Here is a 22,824-nt window from a genome sequence, read left to right as displayed (position 1 = left end):
TGCGCGGAGTCGCCGAGCATTTGGAAACTGGTGCCTTTGACGACATCGCTGCTGCGCGCCGCATAGAACTGGGAGACGAGCACCAGCAGGGACACGACCAGGAACAGGCAGAGGCCGGCGAGGGCGGTCAGCTTGAACTGGATGGAGAGCCGATTGAACATGAGAACAGCCATTTGAATAGGGACTGGCAGGTTATCGGCGGCCCTGGCAATTGCTTCAGCCGCGCAACGCGCCGTCCGTCTCGCTGTTCGCTGGCGCTGCCGCCTGTCGAAAGCATTGCACTCCGGGCCCGGGCGGCCTTTCAGAACGGTATGCGCAGATGTCCTGCGTCGTTACGGGAGTGTTGTCATGGCAGTCGAACATAACCAATCAGAATCCGCCTTCGAGTCCTCCAGCGACAAGGGAGTGGATACCGGGGCAGGGCACGGCTCGGGGCTGGAAAAGGCCAAGTCGGAACCCAAGCAGGGCAGCAACGAAGCCGAGGCGAAGAAGAACCGGGTGGAGTGGAACCCGCCGGCGGGCAACCCGGGTTCGGATCAGGATGCGTTGGACGAGCGTGAAAACGGCACCGCCAGAACGAATGAGCGCTAAGCGTCGGTTGTCGATCTGCAGGCGCTAGCCTCCGGTGAAACCCGGCGAAATCTCCATGGGTTTCACCTACCTGGCCCGACCCAAGCGACGGGCCACCACCCATCCGAGAAAGGGCCTCGCCCCTGATTTCCCGCCCATGGCGCGCTCCCACAGAAGCAGGTCGGTGGTGGCCTTTCCTGGCGCCGTCTATTCCGTTGCAACGATTGGGGTGGGCGGGTGCAGTCACCCGGCAACGCCTACGCTCCCGCCAGCCGTAGGGCTTGCCGGCAAAACCGCTCGACTCGTCCTTTGCGCTCCAATCAGGTCCTGGCCCCGGCATACCGGCCGGCTGGCTTGTTGAATCTTTGCCGGTGGGCGGCATCTTTCAAAATGTAACGGTCAGCCATGACCGGTCTGCAGGCGGCTGTCGCCGCACCTGCGCACTACCAACAGGACGTGAACGATGCCCACCGCCAATACCCCGCCAAGCCCACCCCTGAAACGCGCCATCACCGGCTCGATGCTGACCCTGTTCATCCTCGGGGACGTGCTCGGCGCCGGGGTGTATGCCCTGGCCGGGGTGATTGCCGGCGAGGTGGGCGGTGCGGTGTGGGTCGCCTTGCTGGTGGCCCTGGGTTTTGCCTTGCTCACCGCGGGCTCCTATGCCGAGCTGGTCACCAAGTACCCCCATGCCGGCGCGTCGGCGGTGTTTGCGGCCAGAGCGTACAAGTCGCCGCTGGTGTCGTTTCTGGTGGGCTTTTGCATGCTGGCGGCGGCGGTGACCAGTGCGGCGGGGCTGTCCCTGGCGTTCGCCGGGGATTACCTGGCGGCTTTCGTCGACATTCCCGCCCATGTGGCGGCGCTGGTTTTTCTGCTGGTGATCGGCCTGCTCAATGCACGCGGCATCAAGGAGTCGCTGTCGGCCAATCTGGTGATGACTACCATCGAGCTGTCCGGGCTGCTGCTGGTGATAGTCGCTGCGGCGTGGTTCCTGCGCGGCGGCGAGGGGGATTTCAGCCGGGTGGTGGAGTTCAAGGCGGGGGTCAACCCGGCCTATGCGGTGCTCGGTGCGGCGCTGCTGGCGTTCTATTCCTTCGTGGGTTTCGAGACTTCGGCCAATCTGGCCGAAGAAATTCGTGACGTGCGCAAAACCTACCCACGGGCGCTGTTTGGCGCCTTGCTGATTGCCGGAGCGATTTATATGGCGGTGGCCATCGGTGCGGCGGTGGTGATGCCTGTCGAGCAGTTGGCCCATTCCACGGCACCGCTGTTGGAGGTGGTGAAGGCCTCGGGGCTGGGCATCCCGGCGCAGCTTTTCGCCTTTATCGCGTTGATCGCCGTGGCCAACGGCGCCTTGCTGACGATGATCATGGCCAGCCGCCTGGCCTATGGCATGGCCCATCAGGGCTTGTTGCCGCGTTTGCTGGGCGGTGTATTGGCAGAGCGGCGCACACCGGCGGCGGCCATCGTGGCGACCACGCTGGTGGCTATCGTACTGACGCTGACCGGCTCGCTAGCCACCCTGGCGCAAACCGTGGTGCTGTTGTTGCTGTTCGTGTTCATCAGCACCAACCTGGCGGTGCTGGTGCTGCGCCGGGACAAGGTTGAAGCGGATCACTTCCGTGTGCCGACCTGGGTGCCGGTGCTCGGCGTGGCCTCGTGCCTGCTGCTGATGAGCCAGCAGGATGCGCAAACCTGGCTGCGTGCCGGCGCGCTGTTGCTGGTCGGCGTGGTGCTGTATGGCATCACCCGGGCCGGCGGTGTGAAGCCGCTGAAGGCTGAGGACTACGAGGTGGTGGACAGCTGAGCAGGGCGGCTGTCGGCGGCTTAGGCAAGGCGACACGCAGCGGATGATTGCACTCGGTTTCATAGTGCCATTAGCACGCCTGTGCTAATGACCGGGCTGTGATGCGGGGTTATGGTTCGGTGGTATCTCCAACGTTTTCAAGCCCTTGCGCAATCGCGGCGAGGCAACCGTTCGTTGTGGAGCATCACTACAATTTCAAGGAAGCACACCATGAAACTGCGTTCCCCGGTCACCACCTTCGCGCTGCTTGGCGCCCTGTTCGTTGGCCTTGCTGGTTGCAGCAATATCAAACCGTCCGAAGACAAGCTCAAGTCGCTGGCCGAGACCAACCTGGGTGAGCCGGTAAGCAGCGTCGGCAACGTGCGCAGCGACTCCATGCAGACCTATTTCGTCGCGCGTACGAGTTCGGGTGACTACAACTGCACCGTGCCCAGCGGCGCCAGCGGCGCCTCCTTCGCTGTCGCCAGCTTCGGCCTGATGCAGCCTTCCGCCTATTGCCAGAACAAGGGCAGTGGCAACAGCCGGCCCGCGCCGTTCGGCCAGTAAGGCCAGGGCCACTGGCCCGAATCCAGAGCCCCAGTGTGAAAGCCCGACCAGGGATGGCCGGGCTTTTTCACGTCTACCGCCTGGCTGCGGCAGTCTTCATGAAAGCCGCCAGATCCCCGTTGAAGCGCTCGGCTTCTTCGAAAAAGGGCGCGTGCCCGGACTGCGCATAACGTTTCGCCTGCGCCCGCGGGTTGAGCGCCTGGGCGCGGGCGATGCTCGGTTGCACCTGCACGAGCTGGTCCCTGGCGCCGTAGAGCAACAGCAGCGGCACCTGCGCCTTGGGTAGCCCGTCAGCGGCCGCACTGCGCATCCCTGGAATGGCGCGGGTCATCGGCCAGGAGGCCATCGCTGCGTTAGTCAGCAGCAGCTCCATGCTGTCGGCATCGGGCTGGGTGTGGAAGCACAGGCGCACGAAGGCGCGCAGGGCATCAAGGTGGGTTTTCAGGTCGTCCGAGGCCAGGCCGGCGTACACCTCGGGGTGCGGGGTAATCAGCGCTTCGCTCAGTTCGATAACGGCATTGACGTAGACCGCCCCGCCGATAGCGGCATCGCCATGGGCGGCCAGATAGTCGGACATCACCAGCCCACCCAGGGACCAGCCCACCAGCACGGGCCGCTTGGCACCTGTGGCGGCTAGCACGGCTGCCAGGTCGTCAGCGTAGCGGCGGCCATCGTTGTAGGCGCTGCTGTCGGCCGGCTTGTCGGAGAGGCCGTGGCCGCGCAGGTCGTAGGTGATCAACCGGTAACCCTGCAACGCTGGGCTTTCGATCTGGCGTTGCCAGTTCAGCCGGCTGCCCAGCAGACCGTGGATGAACACGATGGCCGGGCCATGGGGATTGCCCGCTTCCTGCACGGCCAGTTGCAGGCCGTCGGGCGTGGTCACGCGGTAGTGTTTTTCGGTGGCCAAAGCGCCGCTGGAAAATGCAGCGATCAGCAGTGCTAGCCAGAGACCGCGCACTGTTCTGGAAAGGTACGAGGGATACATGGGGGCTCCTGGGGCTGAACGAATGGCGTTGAGTCTATGGCGCTGATCTGGGACGATCCATGACGCTTCGTTTTTGATTATTGATCGATCGTCCTGATCTTCTGAGGAACCATCATGAGCGCGAATGACCTGATCAGCGAGCTGCTGGGCGGCATGCGCCTCTGCGGTGTGCAGTTTCGTCGCCTCACGGTGCGGGCGGCTCAGGGTATTGGCTTTACCAATGAGCTGGGGCGCGGGCAGTTTCATTTCGTGGCGCGTGGGCCGGTCTGGCTGCGCAGCCCAGGTGGCGACATGCACCGCCTGGAAAGCGGCGATGCGCTATTGCTGCCCCGCGGCGGGCAGCATGCAATGCTGGCGACGCCGCAGGTTGGCAGCCGCGCCATTCAGGCGTTCGACCTGAGTCTGCCGGCCGACGCTCAGCCGTGCGATCCGCAGGCGGCGATTATCTTCAGTTGTTGCATGGAGCTGGAGTTGGGCGGCATGCAGCCGCTGGTGGCGGCTATGCCGGAGGTGATGCGTGTCGACACGCTGCTCAACTGCGCGCCGGAGATTCGCCCACTGCTCGAGGCGATGGAGCGCGAGTCCCTGCTACTGCTGGCCGGCCACAGCGGCATCCTGGCGCGGCTGGCCGAGGTGGTGGCTGCGTTGGTCGTACGGGGCTGGATTACTGCCGGTGATGGCGAGGCGGGCGGGTGGATCAGTGCGCTGCACGACCCGCGGTTGAGCAAGGCGCTGCTGGCGATGCATAGGCACCCGGAGCGGCCGTGGACGGTAGCCGCGTTGGCAGGCGAAGCAGGGCAGTCGCGCTCGGTGTTCGCGCAGCGCTTTCTGCGCGCTTTGGGTGTCGCGCCATTGCGTTACCTGACTGACCTGCGGATGCGCCTGGCGCTGCAGCGCCTGCGTGATGAGCAAGTATCGGTCGAGCGGGTGGCCGAGGCACTTGGCTATGGCTCGCTGGCAGCGTTCAGCCGGGCCTTCAAACGTTCAGTGGGCGTGTCGCCGGGCGCAGTAAAACGCGGAGCCGCGTTGGGCGTGTGATGGAGAAGTGCCTGCCGCTAAAGGACAAAACCCGGCATTTGCCGGGTTTATTGTCAGCGTAGTGTTTATTCGAGTTCGTGAAGCAGGGTGACGCCGGAGTACAGGCCAATCACGAACAGAGCGAGGAATACCACTGCCGAGCCGATCAGAAATGCAGTCATGGTGCGGGCCTTATCTGGGGCGCCTCGTTGCCGGCGCGATGGAAAGGTAGAGGCGCGGCGGCGCGGATCCGTTCAGGTGTTTTTTGCAGGGCTGTCCTGCTTCAGCGCTGCCGTTGGTGGCTCAGCGCTGGCGACCAGGTGCTCTGGCTGCAACGCGGGCAGCTTTGCGGTTGCCCGCCGGCCATCTGTTGGGTGTAGCCGCAGCGCACGCAGGCGTAGGTGCCGGTCTCGGGCACCTGCTGGTAGTCATGGCGGTGCTCGGTCGGCAACACGCTAAGACCGGGCTTTACCGCGTCGTCGGCGAAGAAGTACAGGCTCATGTCGCCGTCGGTTTCCAGAATACCGAGGCGCACCTGGCCCAGGTGCTCGACGCCTTGCTGGCGCAGCTCCATGAAGAACTCGTCGGACGAGATGTTCAGGTGATCCAGGCTGTTCAGCTCGTAGAGGCCGTCCTTGATGATGGTCACGGGCTTGCCTTCCATCCAGTCGGAGATGCGCTCGCTGCGGCGCATCATCGTCACGGTGGCGCGGTACAGCACCAGCAGGGTGACGAACACCATGGCCACCGGCAGCAGCGGCACGTCGTCGTAGAACGACACGTCACCGGCCGCCGAGCCGAGGGTGAGGATCACCACCAGCTCGAACAGCGACAGCTGGCGAATGCCGCGCCGGCCGCTGACCTTGAGAAACACGAACACCACCACGAAGGCGAACAGCGCACGAAACGCCACTTCACCCAGAAACAGCAATGGGAAATCACCCAGCAGCATGCGCTGCCAATCGAACGCGCTCATCCACCGCTCCGCCAACCTGCCTATGTGGATTGAGACCGCCTGGCATCGGAATGGGTCGAACTCGATCTGCCCGGCCAGCGAAGCGCCGTGCTAGACGAGCTGGCCTGCAAATTGGTTGAACCAAGGTGAGCGGTATCACGTCAATGCGATATCAAAGTGATATCTCGCGATGCTGAGCGCTGCTTTTGGGCTTAGCCTTGGGCAACACGGCCGGCCATCGCGCACTTTTCTGATCATCTGTTCGAGTAGTCGGAGCGATCCATGAAGGCATGGTTTGGCAACATCAGTGTCACCCGCAAATTGGCTTTGGGCTTTGGCCTGGTTCTGTTACTGACCATGGCCCTGGCCTTTGTCGGCTGGACCAGCCTGAGCAGCGTGGTGCAGCGCAGCGAGCGCATGACGGACGTCAACGAGCTGACCCACTCCCTGACCGACCTGCGTGTGGCGCGCTTGCAGTACCTGCTCGCCAATGGCGGCGTTGCGGAGGGCGAGCAGGTACAGCAGCAGATTCGTGCGCTGGCTCAGCGGCAACAGGAAATCCTGCCGCACTTCCAGAACCCGGAGAACATCCGCCTGATCAAGCAGCAGATCGAGCTGATCGAGCAGTACCAGCAGGCCTACGACAAGACCAGCCTGCTGTACGCCACTGCCAACAAGACCCGTGTCGAGATGGTCGACCTGGCCGACCGCGCCGGTGAGCTGATCGACCGCGTCAGGGACGAGGTATCACGCAATGCTGCCGGCAGCGAAACGGGCTTCGCACGCTACCAGGCCATCGCTCGCACCAAGGACGACGTGCAGACCCTGCGCTACCGGGTGCTGAACTACACCGCCGATGTCAGCGAGCGCACCGAACAGGCGCTGAACCAGCAGATCGAGCGGGTCGACCAGGGCCTCGACGGCCTGACCACGGCCTTTGCCGGTGACTACAGCGAGGTGATCCAGCAGCTGGAAAGCACCGTGCGCGACTACCGCAGCCTGCTCGTCACCTACCGTACGGCAACCGCCGAGCGCGTGCAGCTACGCGATACGATGACCGCCCAGGTGCAGGAGATCGTCAAGGGCAGCGATACATTGCTGGCCATGCAGGTCACCCTGCGCGATGACGACAGCGCCTTCGCCACCCGCATGATGACTGCCGCGACGCTGCTGGCACTGCTGGTGGGCATTCTCTCGGCCTGGCTGATTACCCGGCAGATCACCACGCCGCTGCAGGAAACCCTGATCGCTGTCGAGCGCATTACCAGTGGCGACCTCAGTCACACGCTGCAGGTCAGCCGCCGTGACGAGCTGGGCGTGCTGCAGCAGGGCATCGGGCGCATGGGCAGCACCCTGCGCGAATTGATCGGTGGCATTCGTGATGGCGTCACCCAGATCGCCAGCGCGGCCGAGCAACTGTCCGCGGTGACCGAGCAGACCAGCGCCGGGGTGAATAGCCAGAAGGTGGAGACCGATCAGGTGGCCACGGCCATGCAGGAGATGTCCGCCACCGTGCAGGAGGTCGCCCGCAGCGCGGCGGAGGCCTCCCAAGCGGCCGTGGACGCAGACCGGGAAGCGAGCCAGGGGGATCGCGTGGTCGCCGAGGCCATCGCCCAGATCGACCGCCTGGCCGCCGAAGTGAGCCGCTCCAGCGAGGCCATGGGTGAGCTGCAAAGCGAGAGCAGGAAGATCGGTGGGGTGATGGACGTGATCAAGGCCGTAGCCGAGCAGACCAACCTGCTGGCCCTCAACGCGGCCATCGAGGCGGCGCGGGCCGGGGAGGCCGGGCGTGGCTTCGCGGTAGTGGCGGACGAGGTGCGCGGCCTGGCCCAGCGCACGCAGAAGTCCACCGAGGAGATCGAGGGGCTGATCGCCGGCCTGCAGCAGGGCACCCAGCAAGTGGCGGTGATCATGCAGGGCAGCCGCGAGCTGACCGACAGCAGCGTGGCGCTGACCCGCCGCGCCGGTGACGCTCTGGGCGCGATTACCAGCAAGGTGTCGAACATCCAGGCCATGAACCAGCAGATCGCCGCTGCCGCCGAGCAGCAGGGCGCAGTGGCTGAGGAGATCAGCCGCAGCGTGGTCAACGTATGCGACATCTCCGAGCAGACCGCCGAGGCCAGCGAAGAAACCGCCGCCTCCAGCGTCGAGCTGGCGCGTCTGGGCAATCAACTGCAAACCATGGTCAGCCACTTCCGGGTGTGAGGCGCAGGGTGGGTTATCCGAGATAGCGTGGGCCGGCCGGCGTCCTGTGGGAGCCCTGCCTCGGGGCGAATGGTCTGGTCTGCGCCGTAATCGCGGCATGGCCACGAACCCTTACGCCGGGGCGACGCTCCTACATGTGCGGCGGGTTATTACCGCTTCGCTTATCACGACCTCGCTCTATCGGATAATAAACATTGCCTATCATGGCACTGCCTTTTTCCAATTTAGCGAAGCGGCGGGCCTCTCGTAATTTAGTGCAAGCGCATGACGCGCAAGTACTCATAAAAACGACGAGGATTCACCGATGAAACCCACGACCCCATGGGCGCCCACCCTTGGCTTGATGACTGCGGCGTTGTCCGCTTCGTTGCTCGGACTGTCGGCCCACGCGGCGCCGTTGACCCGCGACAATGGCGCACCGGTAGGCGATAACCAGAACTCTCAGACCGCCGGCAGCACGGGCCCGACCCTGCTGCAGGACGTGCAACTGATCCAGAAGCTGCAGCGCTTCGACCGCGAGCGTATCCCCGAACGCGTGGTGCATGCTCGCGGCACCGGCGCTCATGGCGAGTTCACCGCCACGGCAGACATTGCCGACCTGACCCGCGCCAAGGTGTTCACCAAGGGCACTACCACGCCGGTGTTCGTGCGCTTCTCCAGCGTGGTACACGGCAACCACTCCCCGGAAACCCTGCGCGACCCGCGCGGCTTCGCCACCAAGTTCTACACCAGCGAAGGCAATTGGGACCTGGTCGGCAACAACTTCCCGACCTTCTTCATCCGTGACGCCATCAAGTTCCCGGATATGGTGCATGCCTTCAAGCCCGACCCAAACACCAACTACGGCAGCAATCGCACCCAGTTCGACTTCTTCAGCCACGTGCCCGAGGCGACTCGCACCTTGACGCTGCTGTATTCCAACGAGGGAACGCCGGCCAACTACCGGCAAATGAACGGCAACAGCGTGCACGCCTACAAGCTGGTCAACGCCAGGAACGAGTATCGCTACGTCAAGTTTCAGTGGCGCAGCCAGCAGGGTATCAAGAACAACGACCCCAAGCAGACCGAACAGATTCAGGGCAAGGATTTCAACCACATGAGCCGCGACCTGATCACCACGATCAACGCCGGCGACTACCCCAAGTGGGATCTATACATCCAGGTGCTCGAACCGGCTGACCTGGCCAAGTACGACTTCGACCCGCTGGACGCCACCAAGATCTGGCCGGACGTGCCCTACAAGAAAGTCGGCCAGATGGTGCTCAACAAGAACCCGGACAACGTGTTCCAGGAAACCGAGCAGGTGGCCATGGCGCCCTCCAACCTGGTGCCGGGCATCGAGCCCTCCGAGGATCGTCTGTTGCAGGGCCGGCTGTTCTCCTATGCCGACACGCAGATGTATCGCCTGGGCGCCAACCATGCCTTCCTGCCGATCAATCAGGCCAAGGTGCCGGTCAACAACGGCAACCAGGACGGCGCGGCGAACAGCGGCCATACCACCACCGAGGTGAACTACGAGCCCAGCCGTATCAATCCGCGCCCGGCCAGTGAGCATGCGCGCTACAGCAACCTGCCACTGAGCGGCAGCACCGAGCAGAAGAAGATTCAGCGCGAGCAGAACTTCAAGCAGGCCGGTGAGCTGTACCGCTCCTATGACAAGAAGATGCGGGGCGACCTGATCGCCAGCCTGGGCGGCGCTCTGGCCGAGGCCGAAGACGAGAGCAAGCACATCATGCTGTCGTTCTTCTACAAGGCCGATGCGCAATACGGCGAAGGCCTGGCCAAGGTGGCTGGTGGCGACCTGGCCCGCGTCAAGGCGCTGGCTGCCAAACTGCAGGACTAAGTTTGGCAGCCCATGGCGTGCGGCTCGGGCGAGCCGCACGCCGCGACAGATGCGGCGCAATGCCGCTTGGGAGGATTGCATGCTGCGTACCTTCTGTTTCACCCTGGCCCTGAGTAGCGCCACACCGCTGCTGGCCGGCACACCGCAGCCGGATGCCGAGCGCATCCAGGCGCAATTGCGCGACTACTACTTCCAGGCCGCCCGCGAGGGCAACGTGGCGATGCTCGATGAGTTCGTCGCTGCCGGCTACAACCTCAATAGCGCAGACGAGAAGGGCTACACCGCGTTGATCCTGGCGGCCTACCACGGCCACCGCGCCGCGGTGGAGCGCCTGCTGGGTGCAGGGGCGGACGCCTGCGCCCAGGACCGACGTGGCAATACCGCGCTGATGGGCGCGATATTCAAGGGCGAGGTACGCATCGCCAGGCGCCTGCTCGACGCCGACTGCAGCCCCGATCAGCGCAACGACAGCGGCCAGACAGCGGCCATGTATGCGGCGTTGTTCCAGCGCAAGGAAATGCTCGATGGCCTGGCCAAAAAGGGCGCCGACCTGAACGCCAGGGACGCTTTCGGCAATTCGGTGCAGGGCCTGGATAACGGTGAAATACGCACGGGCTGGTCGGCGCAACAGCCCTGATCGAGGCGTGATGGCCATCTTAAGGCCAGCACCCATTCGTCAGAAACCGCGCGCTAAAGCGGGTGCTGCGGCGTTCCAGTAGCTACACAGTGAAAACCTGTATCAATTGCAGGCGATTCGAAAGCACCATGCATCGAGTCGTCTGCAGCCTGATCGTCGCTCTCAGTTAAGGACGCCGCCCCCATGCCCGACTTCGCCAAAGCCGACCCGCAGGTGGTGCCGCGCCTGCTCCATGACATGCAGCAGCAAGGGTATGCCGTTATCGAAGGGTTTCTCAGCGAGGAACAACTGCAAGCCGCCCGTGCCCATGTCAAATACGAGGTGGAGCGCCACGAGCACGAGTATTTCGCCCTGCAGGGCCAGGCTGCCGTGAAGGGCAGCATCTTCGAGCAGATGAGCGTCTCGCCCCAGGTCAAGGATCTGTTCCGGCGGATCTACCAGGGCGGCATCGGCCAGCCGCCGCGCTCACCGGACATCTTTCCGGCGCTGCGCTGCCTGCAGGGGCAGACCGGCAAACGCGAGTCCTATTACTTCCACTACGACGCCGCGGCGCTTACGGCGTTGATCCCGCTGGTCACACCCACCGAGGGTCGCTATTGCGGCGACTTCATCTTCTTCCCCAACCTGCGCAACGTCCGCTCCAACCTGTATTTCAACATTCTGGAGAAGGCCGTGATGCAGAACACCCTGACCCAAAAGCTGGTCACCTTCGCGGTCAAACGCGGCTGGCTGAAACCGGTCACCATCAAGATCGTGCCCGGCAACGCCTACTTTTTCTGGGGTTACCGCTCGCTGCACGCCAACGAGCCCTGCGACCCGCAGGCGCTGCGCTCCACCGTGCTACTGCATTACGGCGAACCCCACAGCCGCGACAACCTGGCCTCGCGGCTGTTCCTGGGCTGGAACTTTCGCCGCGCGCGGGTCAGCAACGAGCGCACCACGCGCAAGGATGTCGGGTAGCCGAACCGGCAAGGCGCCACGCCTCCTCGTGCCCCTCTCGATCGGATGTTCAGTACGGCTGTACCTGAACTAAGGCCTTACATCCGCCGTCGGCTCGTGCATCGGGCAGCCATTACGCTGGCCGCGCAGCCTGGCGGACATCTCGTAGGCCGGCTTGCGCGAGCGCATGATGCCGCCAAGGGGGCGGTGCGCCGCCAGGCCGTGCCAGGGGCTGAAGGCCATGCCATCGTCGATCCGCGCAGCGCGTTCCTCGTCCCAGGCGGACTGTATCGGTATCTCGATACGCGCTACTGCCACATAGGGCGACAGGTTTTCTGGCCATTGCACCGAAGCGTCCTCGATCGGCGTCTTGTCGATGTCGACGCCCAGTTGCACGCGTACTTCCCATACGCCGCCATGTTGCGCCAGTGACTCGCAGGCGGCCTGACGCAAGCCGTCTGGTTTGTCCTTCAAGTCCACCGGGGCGTCGGTCAAGGCGATGAGCTCGGCGCTGACCGGCGCCACGCTGAGCTTGGCGAAGTAGGGGCCGTAGAGCACCGGCACCATGGTGTAAAAGGTTTCACCCAGCACATGGGTCTGCGGATGGCCGCCCAGGCTCTTGAGCGTAGGGCTCTCGCCGCCGAATGCCTCGACCACCTTTTCGGTGCCGCGCAGCACGGCGGACAGCGCTTTCTTGAGGCCTTCGGCGCGGTCGGTGGTCTTGGCCAGCAGTTTCAGCGTCTTGAGAAAGGCCTTCGGGTCGGGGGCGGTGAAGGCGGGGGCGTTCTGCATCACGAAATCCTGGGTGCGGTCGCCCTCGCTGCCGGGTAGTCGCTCGCCGGCTACACCGATGATCTTGATCGCCAGGCCGCGTGGGGTCGACACGCTGTCGGCCAGGATGTCGCCCGGATTGGTGGACAGGCGCATGATCACCGGATAATGCCCCGGCGTGGCGAAGGCGCCTTGGGCGTAGGCGGGCGGCAGGCCGTCGAGCACGTGCAGCGTTCCCTGGATCAGCGCATGGCTTTTGGCATGTACGGTGCGCAGTCCGTGGCCGGTGTCCTCGTAAGTCTTGTCGCCGATGCTGCGCATCACCTCGACCATTTCCTGGATGGTGTCGGCTTCGTCATCGCCGGGCTGTTCGAAATCAGCTTGAAACGGTAGCGGCTGAATAGGCTGCATGCAGGCACCTCGGTTACGGTTATCGTTGTTTTATGGGGCATCGCCACGGCGTGGTCATACAAATGAGTACCGGCATGTGCCGGTGTTCAGGAAATCCGATGCCCGGCGGCCCAGCGCCTGGGGTCGCCAATCAATTGCCGTCTTGCATCACACTCCGGCGCCATGCTCTGTCATCATTCGCCGTCTGATTCTGCTCTCAGGAATTCTGCATGTCGGCGCTTAACCCCGGTCTGATCGTCATCCATGGCAACCGCCTCGAGGAGCTGCGCGCCCTGGCGGTGGAGTGGATGCGTCGGTACCCGCTGCGCCCGCTGGAGAACGAGGTGCTGCTGGTGCAGAGCAACGGCATCGCCCAGTGGCTCAAGCTGGCGCTGGCCGAGCAGGACGGCTGCGGCATCGCAGCGGCCACCGATGTGAGCCTGCCGGCGCGCTTTCTCTGGCAGGCCTACCGCACGGTGCTGGGCAGCGAGGCGATTCCCCCGCAGTCGCCGCTGGACAAGGCGCCGCTGACCTGGCGGCTGATGCGCCTGTTGCCGAGCCTGCTCGACGAACCCTGTTTCGCGCCGCTGCGCCGTTTCCTGGCCGACGACGCCGACCTGCGCAAGCGTCACCAACTGGCCGAGCGCCTGGCCGACCTGTTCGACCAGTACCAGATGTACCGTGCCGACTGGCTGGCGGACTGGGCCGCAGGGCACGATCAACTGCGCAACGCCCGTGGCGGCGTGAAACCGCTCGATGACACCGCGCTGTGGCAGCCGCTGCTGTGGCGCACGCTGCTGGCCGATGTCGGTGAGGAGCATCTGTCGCAAAGCCGCGCCGGCGTGCATCCGCGCTTCGTCGCCAGGCTGGCCGAGCTGGATGCGCCACCCCGCGGCCTGCCGCGGCGGGTCACGGTGTTCGGCATTTCTTCATTGCCGGCACAGATGCTCGAGGCGCTGGCGGCCATGGCGCGCTTCAGCCAGGTGATGCTCTACGTGCACAACCCGTCACAGCACCACTGGGGCGATATCGTCGAAGACAAGGACCTGCTGCGCCACGAGTACCGCCGGCACAAGCGCAAGGCCGACGGCCAGGCGGGGCAGGTCGGTCAGCTTGGCCTGTTCGACGTCGAGGCGCTGCACCAGCATGGCCAGCCGCTGCTGGCTTCCTGGGGCAAGCAGGGCCGCGACTACATCAACCTGCTCGACCAGTACGACGAACCGCAGCGCTACCGCGAGCAGTTCGAGCGCATCGACCTGTTCAGCGCGATGAGCGAAGACAAGCTGCTGGGCCAACTGCACAACGACATTCTCGACCTGCGCCCGGTCGAAGAAAGCCGCACCCATTGGCCGGCAGTCGACCCGGCCAGGGATCATTCGCTGCGTTTCCATGTCGCCCACAGTGCCCAGCGCGAAGTCGAGGTGCTGCACGATCACTTGCTCGCCGCATTCAGCGCGGACCCGACGCTGCGCCCGCGCGACATCATCGTCATGGTGCCGGACGTCAACACCTACGCCGCGCATATCCGCGCGGTGTTCGGCCAATTCGCCAGCGACGACCCGCGCTTCATTCCCTTCACCCTGGCGGACCAGGGGCTGCGCGGTAAAGAGCCGCTGGTGATCGCCCTGGAGCACCTGCTGCGCCTGCCGGACAGCCGCTTCAGCGTCAGCGAGATTCTCGACCTGCTCGATGTGGCTGCGGTGCGCGCACGCTTCGCCATCGCCGATAACCAACTGCCGCTGCTGCGCCTCTGGCTGGAAGGCGCCGGGGTGCGCTGGGGGCTGGATGCCGAGCAGCGCGAAGGCCTCGGCCTGGGCGCCGGGCTGGAGCAGAACAGCTGGCGCTTCGGCCTGCGCCGCATGCTGCTCGGCTACGCCGTGGGTGGCGCCGGCGCACGGGCGGGCATCGAACCCTTCGACGAGATCGGTGGCCTGGATGCTGCGCTGATAGGCCCGCTGACCCGGCTGCTGGATGCGCTGGAGCTGCACGGCGACAGCCTCGCTGAAACCCTGCTGCCGGTGAATTGGGGCGAGCGCCTGCGGGCGCTGCTGGACGACTTCTTCCTGCCCCAGGACGAACGCGACGAAGTGCTGCGCAACCAGGCCCAGGATGCCCTGGAGGGCTGGCTGGAACTGTGCGAGGCGGCCAGCCTGGAAGAAGCCTTGCCGCTGACCGTGGTCCGTGAAGCCTGGCTCGGTGGGCTGGATCAGGGCGGCCTCAGCCAGCGTTTTCTGGCCGGGGCGGTGAACATCTGCACGTTGATGCCGATGCGCGCCATCCCGTTCCGTCACCTGTGCCTGCTGGGCATGAACGATGGCGATTACCCGCGCAGCCAGGCGCCGTTGGACTTCGACCTGATGGGCGGCGACTACCGCCCTGGCGACCGCTCGCGCCGCGAGGACGACCGCTACCTGCTGCTCGAAGCGCTGCTGGCGGTGCGCGAGCGCCTTTATATCAGCTGGGTCGGGCGCAGCATCCGCGACAATACCGAGCGACCGCCTTCAGTGCTGATCGGACAACTGCGTGATCACCTGGCCAGCGCCTGGCGCCTGGCGGACGGCAGCGATCTACTGCATGCCCTGACCACCGAGCACCCGCTGCAGCCCTTCAGCCGCCGTTACTTCTCCGGCGATGGGCCGCTGTTCAGTTATGTGCACGAATGGGCTGCCTCCCACCGCGCGCCGCTGGCGCAGCCCGGCGAGCAGCCGCTGGGCGCATTCGTCGTGGACGACGCGCTCAATCTGGAAACCCTGCAACGCTTCCTGCGTGACCCGGTGAAGCAGTTCTTCACCGCGCGCCTCAAGGTGCACCTGGACGAAGCCGAACAGGCCGAGCTGGATGCCGAGCCCTTTGCTCTCGATGGCTTGCAGCGCCACCAAATCCAGCAGGCGTTGCTGCAGGCTGCCGCGCTGGCCCTGCAGGAAAACCAGCCTGTCGATGCGGCACTCGAGCGGGCCGCGCGGCGCATTCAGCGCAGTGGCCGGTTACCGGTGGCCGGTTTCGGTGAGCGCCTGCGCGCGCAATTGCTCGAACCGTTGCCAGCGCAGCTGCAAGGCTACGCCGCGATGCTGGCGCGGTGGCCTGAGCGCCTGCCATCGCCGCTGCGCCTGAGCTTCGCCCATGCCGGCCTGGCGCTGGAGGACTGGCTCGGCGATCTGCACGCGGCCGGCGACGCCCTGGCACGCCTTGAACTGCAGCCTGGCGGGCTGAAGCGCAAGGACCGTTCCTACAAGTGGCATCGCCTGCTGCGGCCCTGGGTCAGTCATGTGGCGGCCGCTGCCTGTGGCCATCCGCTGACCACGCTGCTGGTCGCCGAAGACGTGCGTCTGGCCATCGAGCCGCTGAGCCAGGCCGATGCGGACCACCTGCTGCGCCAGTGGCTGGACGCCTACGCCGCTGGCATGCAGGCGCCACTACCGGTGGCGATCGGAACGGTCGCGGCCTGGTTCGCCCTGCTCGCCAAGCGCGAGGATGAAGACAAGGTCACGGAGGCGGCCCGCAAGGTCTACGAAGGCGACGGCCACACCACCACCGGTGAAGTGCAGCAGAGCGCCAGCCTGGCCCGCCAGTACCCGGATTTCGACGCATTGCTGGGCAATGGCCAGTTCGCCCACTGGGGCGCCGTGCTCTACCAGTCGCTGTTCGAGGCGGCGATCAGCGAACTTCAGGATGACCAGCCATGAGCCAGCCAGCACGCCCCTTGGCGCTCAGTTTTCCGCTGCACGGCAGCCGCCTGATCGAGGCCAGCGCCGGCACCGGCAAGACCTACACCATCTCGGCGCTGTACCTGCGTCTGATCCTGCGTCACGGCGGCGACGCGGCCTTTCGCGAGCCGCTGCTGCCGCCGCAGATCCTCGTGGTGACGTTTACCGATGCCGCCACCCGTGAGCTGCGCGACCGCATCCGCGCGCGTCTGGTGGAAGCGGCCACGGTGTTTCGCGGTGATGGCGAAGGCGACGCGCTGCTGGCCACCCTCAAGGCCGACTTCGCTTCGGCCGAATGGCCCGAATGCGCACGGCGCCTCGAGCTGGCGGCGCAGTGGATGGACGAGGCGGCGGTGTCGACCATCCATGGCTGGTGCCAGCGCATGCTGCGTGAGCACGCTTTCGACAGTGGCAGCCTGTTCAGTCAAACCCTGGAAACCGACCACAGCGAGCTGCTCGCCGAAGTGGTGCGCGACTATTGGCGTCAGCATTGCTATCCGCTGCAGGGCCTGGCTCTGGACTGGGTAGCGGAAACCTGGAACGCGCCGGATGCGCTGGGCCAGCGCATCCGCCCGCTGCTGGGCGAGCAGAACGACGGCGCTGCCCCGGCGTTGGGCGATCTGCTCGACGGCACCCTGCGTGACCGCCAGCGCGCACTGCAGGCGCTCAAGGAGCCCTGGAGCGCCTGGGCCGATGCTCTGCAGGGCCTGCTCGATCAGGCCGCTGCGGAGAAACAGGTCGATGCCCGTAAGCTGCAGGCGCGCTATTACAACCCCTGGCTCGACAAGCTGCGCGCCTGGGCCGATGGCGACGACGAGGCGCTGGATATCGGCACCGGCTTCACCCGCCTGACCCCGGACGGCCTGGCCGAGGCCTGGAAGATCGGCTCGCCACCCGCGCACCCGGCGCTGCAGGCCATGGTCACGCTCAAGGGCGAGCTCGACGCCTTGCCGGCACCGGACGAGGCCGCGCTGCGCCATGCCGCCGCGTGGATTCGCCAGCACTTCGACCGCGAGAAACGGCGACGCGCCGAGATGGGCTTCGACGACATGCTCACCCGCCTGGACGATGCGCTGCAGGGCGACAGCGGCCCGCGTCTGGCCGAGGTGATTCGCCAGCAGTTCCCGGTGGCGCTGATCGACGAGTTCCAGGACACCGACCCGCTGCAATACCGCATCTTCGATACCCTGTATCAGGTCGAGGCCAATCGCGACGACTGCGGCCTGTTCATGATCGGCGACCCCAAGCAGGCCATCTACTCGTTCCGCGGCGCGGACATCCACACCTACTTGCGCGCTCGCCGGGCCACGGCCGGACGGCACTACAACCTGGACACCAACTTCCGCTCCAGCGAGGCCATGGTCGCGGCGGTCAACGGCTTGTTCGAACGGGCCGAGACCCGTGAAGGCGGGCAGGGCGCCTTTCTGCTGCGTGACGACCTGCCGTTCATCGCGGTCGGTGCCCAGGGCCGCCAGGAAGTCTGGACGGTGGAGGGCCAGGTGCAGCCGGCGCTCAACCTCTGGCACCTGCCCAGCGAGGAAGCAGTCGCCAAGGGGCGCTATCTGGATGCCCTGGCCGCCAGCGCGGCGAGCGAAATCGTCCGCCTGCTGGTGCTCGGCCAGCAGCAGCGCGCCGGTTTTCTCAAGGGCGACGAACTGACGCCCCTGCGCCCCAGCGATATCGCCGTGCTGGTGCGCGATTTCAAGGAAGCCCAGGCGATTCGCGGCGAGCTGGCGGCCCGCGGGGTGCGCAGCGTGTACCTGTCCGACAAGGATTCTGTGTACGCCACGGTCGAGGCCCACGATCTGCTGCTGTGGCTGCGTGCCTGCGCCGAGCCCGATCAGGATCGCCCCCTGCGTGCCGCGCTGGCCACCTCGACCCTGGGCCTGAGCCTCTCCGAACTGGAGCAACTGAACCTCGACGAGCGCTTCTGGGAGGCGCGGGTCATGCAGTTCCGTGGTTACCGCCAGCGCTGGCAGCGCCAGGGCGCGCTGCCGATGCTGCGCCAGTTGCTGCAGGATTTCGGCCTGCCGCAACGGCTGATGAGCCGCCCTGATGGCGAGCGGGTGCTGACCAATCTGCTGCACCTGGCCGAATTGCTGCAGCTGGCCGCTGCCGAGCTGGACGGTGAGCTGGCGCTGATCCGTCATCTGGGCGACTGCCTGGCCGGGCGTGGGCAGGCAGCCGAGGAGCAGGTGCTGCGCCTGGAAAGCGACGATGCCCTGGTGCGCGTGGTGACCATCCACAAATCCAAGGGCCTGGAATACCCATTGGTGTTCCTGCCCTTCATCTGTTCGTTCCGCCCGCTGGACGACAAGAAGCCGGTGCAGGAGCACGACGGCGAACGCCGCCGCCTGCTGCTCAAGCCCGATGAGGAGAGCCTGGAGAAGGCCGAGCGCGAGCGCCTCGGCGAAGACCTGCGCCTGCTCTACGTGGCGCTGACCCGGGCGCGGCATGCCTGCTGGCTGGGTATCGTCGACCTGAAGATCGGCACCGCCAAGACCTCGCGCCTGCACCAGAGCGCCCTGGGTTACCTGCTCGGCGCTGGCCAGCCCCTGGCCCAGAGCGGGCAATTGATCGACTGGCTCAGCCCGTTGGCCGATCCACCGCGCTGCGTGGCGTTGCCTGCGCCCGAGGCCAGCGACCAGGCCTATCGCGCCCAGGATGCCGACGCTTTCGAGCCCCATTGGCGCACGCCAGCACGGCGCGCCGCCGAACACTGGTGGATCGCTTCCTACAGCGCCTTGCGTATGGAGGAGGGCGAAGCTGCCGGAGTGGATCGCCACCCAGTGGATCGCCACGACGACGTTTCGCCGGACAGTTCGGCCGTGCAGATCGCCAGTGACGACGAAGATCCGGCACTGGCGCTGGAGCAGATTCCGGTCTCGGCCCAGGGGCTGCATCGCTTTCCCCGCGGGCCCAATCCCGGCACCTTTTTCCATGGCCTGCTGGAAATCGCCGCCGCCGAAGGCTTCGCGGCCATGGCAGCGGCGCCGGATGTGCTGCGTGAGCATTTGGCGCGGCGTTGCCAGCGGCGCGGCCTGGAAACCTGGATCGAGCCGCTGTGGCTGTGGCTGCAGAGCCTGCTGGTGCAGCCCCTGTCGCTGGGCAATGGAAACACGGTGAGCCTGGCGCAGTTGAGCGACTACCAGGCCGAGTTGGAGTTCTGGTTCGAGGCCCGCCGGGTCGACGTGCTGCGCCTGGATGCGCTGGTGCGCCATTTCGAGATGCCGACCGTGGCGCGGCCCGTGCTCAGCCCGGACACCCTCAATGGCATGTTCAAAGGCTTTATCGACCTGGTGTTCGAACATGAGGGGCGTTACTACGTGGTCGACTACAAGTCCAACTGGCTCGGCGCTGACGAACAGGCTTATACCCCCGAGGCCATGAACACTGCCGTAGCCAGCCATCGCTATGACCTGCAGTACGTGCTCTACGTGCTGGCGCTGCATCGCCACCTGCGGCTGCGCCTGACCGACTATGACTACGACACTCATGTGGGCGGCGCGCTGTACCTGTTCCTGCGTGCGCCGGGCGCGGGCCAGTATCTGGCGCGCCCGCAGCGGGCGCTGATCGAAAGGCTGGACGCGCTGTTTCTCGGCGATCTGGTGGAGGAGCCGGCATGACGTCGATGCTGGAAAACCGCGACACGCTGTTCGAGCTGCTCGCCGCCTGGAGCGAACGCGGCTGGCTGCGCGAACTGGACCGAACCCTGGCGCATTTCTTCGCCGAGCTGGACCCCCAGGCACCGCCGTTGCTGTTGCTGGCGGCGGCGCTGGCCAGCCATCAACTGGGCCAGGGCCATGTGTGCCTCGACCTGCAGACCACCCTGGCCGATCCGGATTCGGCGTTGTCGCTGCCGCCGGAGGGGGACGCCGAGGGCGTCAGCCTGCTGCCCTCCGAGGTGCTGGTCGGCCTGAGTGCGGGCGCCTGGCTGGCAGCCTGTGCCGACAGCGCCTTGTTGCGCGATGCCGAAGATGAAGTCGCACCGCTGGTGCTGCGCGGCACCTGCCTGTACCTGCGCCGCTACTGGGATTACGAGCGCAGCGTCGCCGAGGATATCGGCGAGCGCCTGCGGGCGGCGGGCGATGCGCCGGCCGATCTCGCTCAGCGCCTGGCCGTGTTGTTCCCCGAGCCATTGCAGCTCGATGGCCAGCGCCTCACCGACTGGCAGAAACTGGCCTGCGCCCTGGCGGCGCGGGGGCGCTTCACGCTGATCACCGGTGGCCCCGGTACCGGCAAGACCACGACCGTGGTGCGCCTGCTGGCGCTGCTGCAGGCCGCCGCGCTGGATCGCGGCGCGCCGCTGCGCCTGAGCCTGGCCGCGCCTACCGGCAAGGCGGCGGCGCGGCTGACCGAATCCATCGGCGCCCAGGTGGCGACCCTGCCGGTCAGCGAGCAGGTGCGCGAGCAGATTCCCAATACCGTCACCACGCTGCACCGCCTGCTTGGCAGCCGGCCGGACAGCCGTCATTTCCGTCACCATGCGGCCAACCCGCTGCCGCTGGATGTGCTGGTGGTCGACGAAGCCTCGATGATCGACCTGGAAATGATGGCCAACCTGCTCGACGCGCTGCCGATGCATGCGCGGCTGATCCTGCTCGGCGACAAGGATCAGCTGGCGTCGGTGGAGGCCGGTGCGGTACTCGGCGACTTGTGCCGCGATGCCGAAGCCGGCGGCTACAGCGAGGCCACCCGTACCTGGTTGGCGCAGCAGACCGGCGAGCGTATCGAAGGGGCAGGGCTGCAGCCGGGCGAGCAGGCGCTGTCGCAGCACATCGTGATGCTCCGCCATTCCCGGCGCTTTGCCGGGGGCTCGGGTATCGGCCGCCTGGCCCTGGCGGTGAATCGCGGTGCGGCCCTTGAGGCCCGTGAGGTGCTGGCAGGTGGCGGGGCGGACCTGCACCAGTTGCGCCTGGCCGGCGAGCATGATCGCGCCTTCGAACGCTTGCTGCTCGATGGCTTGCCCGGCGCTGAGGGGCGGGCAGTGGGCTACGCGGATTACCTGAGCGTGCTGCATGAGCAGCGCCCAGGCTTGATCGACAGCGAGGAGCGCTGGAACGGCTGGGCGGCCGCGGTGCTGGCGGCCTTCGATCGCTTCCAGTTGCTGTGTGCGGTGCGCAAGGGCCCCTGGGGCGTCGAGGTGCTCAACGGGCGTATCGCCCATTCGCTGCTGCAGCGTGGGCTGATCGAGCAGGAGCATGGCTGGTACGAAGGGCGGCCGGTGCTGGTCACCCGTAACGATTACGGCCTGGGCCTGATGAATGGCGATATCGGCATCGCCCTGCGTTTGCCCGAGCCGGCGCTGGAGACGGGTGGCCCTTTGCGCTCAGCGCTGCGCGTGGTGTTCCCACGCAACGATGGCTCGGGCGAGCTGCGCTCGATCCTGCCCAGCCGCCTGGGTGCGGTGGAAACCGTGTTCGCCATGACCGTGCACAAATCCCAGGGCTCTGAATTTGCCCATTGCGCCCTGGTGCTGCCGGATACCCTCAACCCGGTGCTGACCAAGGAACTGGTGTACACCGGCATCACCCGCGCGCGGGATTGCTTCAGTCTGATCGAGAGCCGTGCCGGTATTTTCGAAGCGGCCATTGGGCGACGAGTCGAAAGGCGCAGTGGCTTGTGGGAGCGGTTGGTTGCCAGTGCGCCGTAGCGGCTACCTACCTATTTTGTGGGAGCGGGCCATGCCCGCGAATCGGGCGCATGGCGCCCTCCCACATTAGATGGATCGTAGGGGGAGTGCGAACCCATCTACCAGACCTCTGAGCTCAGGGCACCTTCACCCCCGCCTCATCGAGCATTTCCACCAGACGAATCAACGGCAAGCCGATCAGGCTGTTGACGTCGCTGCCTTCGGTGCGGCGAAACAGGCTGATACCCAGGCCTTCGGCCTTGAAACTGCCGGCGCAGTCGTAGGGCTCTTCGGCCTGCAGGTAACGAGTGATCTGTTCGGCATCCAGGGTGCGAAAATGCACGGTATAAGGCACGCAGTCGACTTGGCAGGCGCCACTGCTGCTGTCGAGCAGGGCCAGGCCGGTGAGAAAGGTCACGCGCTTGCCGCTGGCGGCGCTGAGCTGGGCATGGGCGCGCTCGAAGCCGTGGGACTTGCCGAGCACCTGGCCGTCGAGCACGGCCACCTGGTCGGAGCCGATGATCAGGTGAGCGGGGAATCGCCCGGCCAATGCCGCAGCCTTTTCCTGGGCCAGGCGGCGCACCAGGTCCTCGGCCGGCTCGCCATCCTGGCGCGACTCGTCGATACTCGGCGCGGCCCATTCGAAGGGCTGGCGCAGGCGGCTCAGCAGCTCGCGGCGATAGGGAGAACTGGAAGCGAGAACCAGGGGCAGCATGGGCATTGACCTCGTGTGGAACGGAGCGCCGATTCTAGTCGTCGGCCAAGGGCCTGGACAGGCGGAATTTCCTTTGACAGCGCACGGTTGCATCCATAGAATGCGGCG

Annotated in this window: 15 protein-coding genes and 1 pseudogene; 12 read left to right on the top strand and 4 right to left on the bottom strand. The window is 65.8% G+C overall.

The genetic code is table 11. The annotated features are described in order from the left end of the window. Positions 1-348: 348 nt before the first annotated feature. The 3 genes from BVH03_RS01390 (at position 349) to BVH03_RS01380 (ending at position 2,923) form a co-directional block, all read left to right on the top strand. Positions 349-591 carry a hypothetical protein gene (locus tag BVH03_RS01390; protein WP_075959528.1) on the top strand — a complete coding sequence of 81 codons (243 nt, stop codon included), beginning with the start codon at positions 349-351 and terminating at the stop codon, positions 589-591. A gap of 442 nt (positions 592-1,033) precedes the next feature. Next, positions 1,034-2,377 carry an APC family permease gene (locus BVH03_RS01385; RefSeq protein ID WP_075959527.1) on the top strand — a complete coding sequence of 448 codons (1,344 nt, stop codon included), beginning with the start codon at positions 1,034-1,036 and terminating at the stop codon, positions 2,375-2,377. Positions 2,378-2,587: 210 nt separating this feature from the next. Beyond that, positions 2,588-2,923, top strand: a complete 336-nt coding sequence (locus BVH03_RS01380; protein ID WP_075959526.1) for a hypothetical protein — start codon at positions 2,588-2,590, stop codon at positions 2,921-2,923. A gap of 73 nt (positions 2,924-2,996) precedes the next feature. On the opposite strand, the gene BVH03_RS01375 is transcribed toward BVH03_RS01380, so the two are convergent. Then, positions 2,997-3,908: an alpha/beta fold hydrolase gene (locus tag BVH03_RS01375; protein ID WP_075959525.1), complete on the bottom strand. Its 912-nt coding sequence runs from the start codon at positions 3,906-3,908 to the stop codon at positions 2,997-2,999. Between the two features lie 114 nt (positions 3,909-4,022). Here BVH03_RS01375 and BVH03_RS01370 point away from each other — a divergent pair, with 114 nt between their 5' ends. Beyond that, the gene (locus tag BVH03_RS01370) at positions 4,023-4,946 is read left to right on the top strand and encodes an AraC family transcriptional regulator (RefSeq protein ID WP_075959524.1); all 924 of its coding nucleotides are present in this window, start codon (positions 4,023-4,025) and stop codon (positions 4,944-4,946) included. 262 nt (positions 4,947-5,208) lie between these two features. Here BVH03_RS01370 and BVH03_RS01365 read toward each other — a convergent pair whose 3' ends face one another. Further along, a complete protein-coding gene (locus BVH03_RS01365; RefSeq protein ID WP_075959523.1) occupies positions 5,209-5,901 on the bottom strand; it encodes a DUF421 domain-containing protein in 693 nt (230 codons plus the stop codon). Between the two features lie 261 nt (positions 5,902-6,162). Between BVH03_RS01365 and BVH03_RS27110 the strand changes: the two are divergent. The 5 genes and pseudogenes from BVH03_RS27110 to BVH03_RS01345 form a co-directional block, all read left to right on the top strand. Beyond that, positions 6,163-7,182: pseudogene (locus BVH03_RS27110) on the top strand (methyl-accepting chemotaxis protein); the annotation flags it as partial. A 39-nt stretch (positions 7,183-7,221) separates the two neighbouring features. Beyond that, positions 7,222-8,085, top strand: a complete 864-nt coding sequence (locus tag BVH03_RS27105) for a methyl-accepting chemotaxis protein (protein WP_371915329.1) — start codon at positions 7,222-7,224, stop codon at positions 8,083-8,085. Between the two features lie 304 nt (positions 8,086-8,389). Beyond that, the gene (locus BVH03_RS01355; protein ID WP_075959521.1) at positions 8,390-9,928 is read left to right on the top strand and encodes a catalase; all 1,539 of its coding nucleotides are present in this window, start codon (positions 8,390-8,392) and stop codon (positions 9,926-9,928) included. An 82-nt stretch (positions 9,929-10,010) separates the two neighbouring features. Next, positions 10,011-10,565 carry an ankyrin repeat domain-containing protein gene (locus BVH03_RS01350; RefSeq protein WP_371915328.1) on the top strand — a complete coding sequence of 185 codons (555 nt, stop codon included), beginning with the start codon at positions 10,011-10,013 and terminating at the stop codon, positions 10,563-10,565. 183 nt (positions 10,566-10,748) lie between these two features. Beyond that, complete coding sequence (locus BVH03_RS01345) at positions 10,749-11,525, top strand: hypothetical protein (protein ID WP_075959520.1); 777 nt, start codon at positions 10,749-10,751, stop codon at positions 11,523-11,525. Between the two features lie 69 nt (positions 11,526-11,594). Here the strand turns inward: BVH03_RS01345 and BVH03_RS01340 are convergent, their stop codons facing one another. Continuing rightward, positions 11,595-12,686: a catalase family protein gene (locus tag BVH03_RS01340; RefSeq protein ID WP_075959519.1), complete on the bottom strand. Its 1,092-nt coding sequence runs from the start codon at positions 12,684-12,686 to the stop codon at positions 11,595-11,597. Between the two features lie 209 nt (positions 12,687-12,895). On the opposite strand from BVH03_RS01340, the gene recC reads away from it, so the two are divergent. From recC to recD, 3 genes are read left to right on the top strand one after another with little or no spacing between them, the layout of a single operon-like run. Then, positions 12,896-16,348 carry an exodeoxyribonuclease V subunit gamma gene (gene recC, locus BVH03_RS01335; protein WP_075959518.1) on the top strand — a complete coding sequence of 1,151 codons (3,453 nt, stop codon included), beginning with the start codon at positions 12,896-12,898 and terminating at the stop codon, positions 16,346-16,348. Next, positions 16,345-19,995, top strand: a complete 3,651-nt coding sequence (gene recB / locus BVH03_RS01330; protein ID WP_075959517.1) for an exodeoxyribonuclease V subunit beta — start codon at positions 16,345-16,347, stop codon at positions 19,993-19,995. The genes recC and recB overlap by 4 nt, the downstream gene beginning before the upstream one ends. Beyond that, a complete protein-coding gene (recD, locus tag BVH03_RS01325) occupies positions 19,992-22,022 on the top strand; it encodes an exodeoxyribonuclease V subunit alpha (protein WP_075959516.1) in 2,031 nt (676 codons plus the stop codon). Before recB ends, recD begins: the two co-directional genes overlap by 4 nt. Before the next feature lie 115 nt (positions 22,023-22,137). On the opposite strand, the gene BVH03_RS01320 is transcribed toward recD, so the two are convergent. Beyond that, positions 22,138-22,716 (bottom strand): nucleoside triphosphate pyrophosphatase, encoded by a 579-nt coding sequence (locus BVH03_RS01320; protein WP_075959515.1) that lies wholly within the window; start codon positions 22,714-22,716, stop codon positions 22,138-22,140. Between the last annotated feature and the right edge of the window lie 108 nt (positions 22,717-22,824).

The organism is Pseudomonas sp. PA15(2017), from assembly GCF_001945395.1.
Taxonomy (GTDB): Bacteria; Pseudomonadota; Gammaproteobacteria; order Pseudomonadales; family Pseudomonadaceae; genus Aquipseudomonas.
Note: the sequence above shows the minus strand (reverse complement) of the source record. Positions and strands in the feature narration are given on the sequence as shown.

Coding starts and splice junctions, on each gene's coding strand:
- BVH03_RS01345 (WP_075959520.1), top strand. CDS start 10,749: ATGCCCGACTTCGCCAAAGCCGACCCGCAGGTGGTGCCGCGCCTGCTC.
- recB (WP_075959517.1), top strand. CDS start 16,345: ATGAGCCAGCCAGCACGCCCCTTGGCGCTCAGTTTTCCGCTGCACGGC.
- BVH03_RS01340 (WP_075959519.1), bottom strand. CDS start 12,686: ATGCAGCCTATTCAGCCGCTACCGTTTCAAGCTGATTTCGAACAGCCC.
- BVH03_RS01370 (WP_075959524.1), top strand. CDS start 4,023: ATGAGCGCGAATGACCTGATCAGCGAGCTGCTGGGCGGCATGCGCCTC.
- BVH03_RS01365 (WP_075959523.1), bottom strand. CDS start 5,901: ATGAGCGCGTTCGATTGGCAGCGCATGCTGCTGGGTGATTTCCCATTG.
- BVH03_RS01390 (WP_075959528.1), top strand. CDS start 349: ATGGCAGTCGAACATAACCAATCAGAATCCGCCTTCGAGTCCTCCAGC.
- BVH03_RS01380 (WP_075959526.1), top strand. CDS start 2,588: ATGAAACTGCGTTCCCCGGTCACCACCTTCGCGCTGCTTGGCGCCCTG.
- BVH03_RS01375 (WP_075959525.1), bottom strand. CDS start 3,908: ATGTATCCCTCGTACCTTTCCAGAACAGTGCGCGGTCTCTGGCTAGCA.
- recC (WP_075959518.1), top strand. CDS start 12,896: ATGTCGGCGCTTAACCCCGGTCTGATCGTCATCCATGGCAACCGCCTC.
- BVH03_RS01355 (WP_075959521.1), top strand. CDS start 8,390: ATGAAACCCACGACCCCATGGGCGCCCACCCTTGGCTTGATGACTGCG.
- BVH03_RS01320 (WP_075959515.1), bottom strand. CDS start 22,716: ATGCTGCCCCTGGTTCTCGCTTCCAGTTCTCCCTATCGCCGCGAGCTG.
- BVH03_RS01385 (WP_075959527.1), top strand. CDS start 1,034: ATGCCCACCGCCAATACCCCGCCAAGCCCACCCCTGAAACGCGCCATC.
- recD (WP_075959516.1), top strand. CDS start 19,992: ATGACGTCGATGCTGGAAAACCGCGACACGCTGTTCGAGCTGCTCGCC.
- BVH03_RS27105 (WP_371915329.1), top strand. CDS start 7,222: ATGGGCAGCACCCTGCGCGAATTGATCGGTGGCATTCGTGATGGCGTC.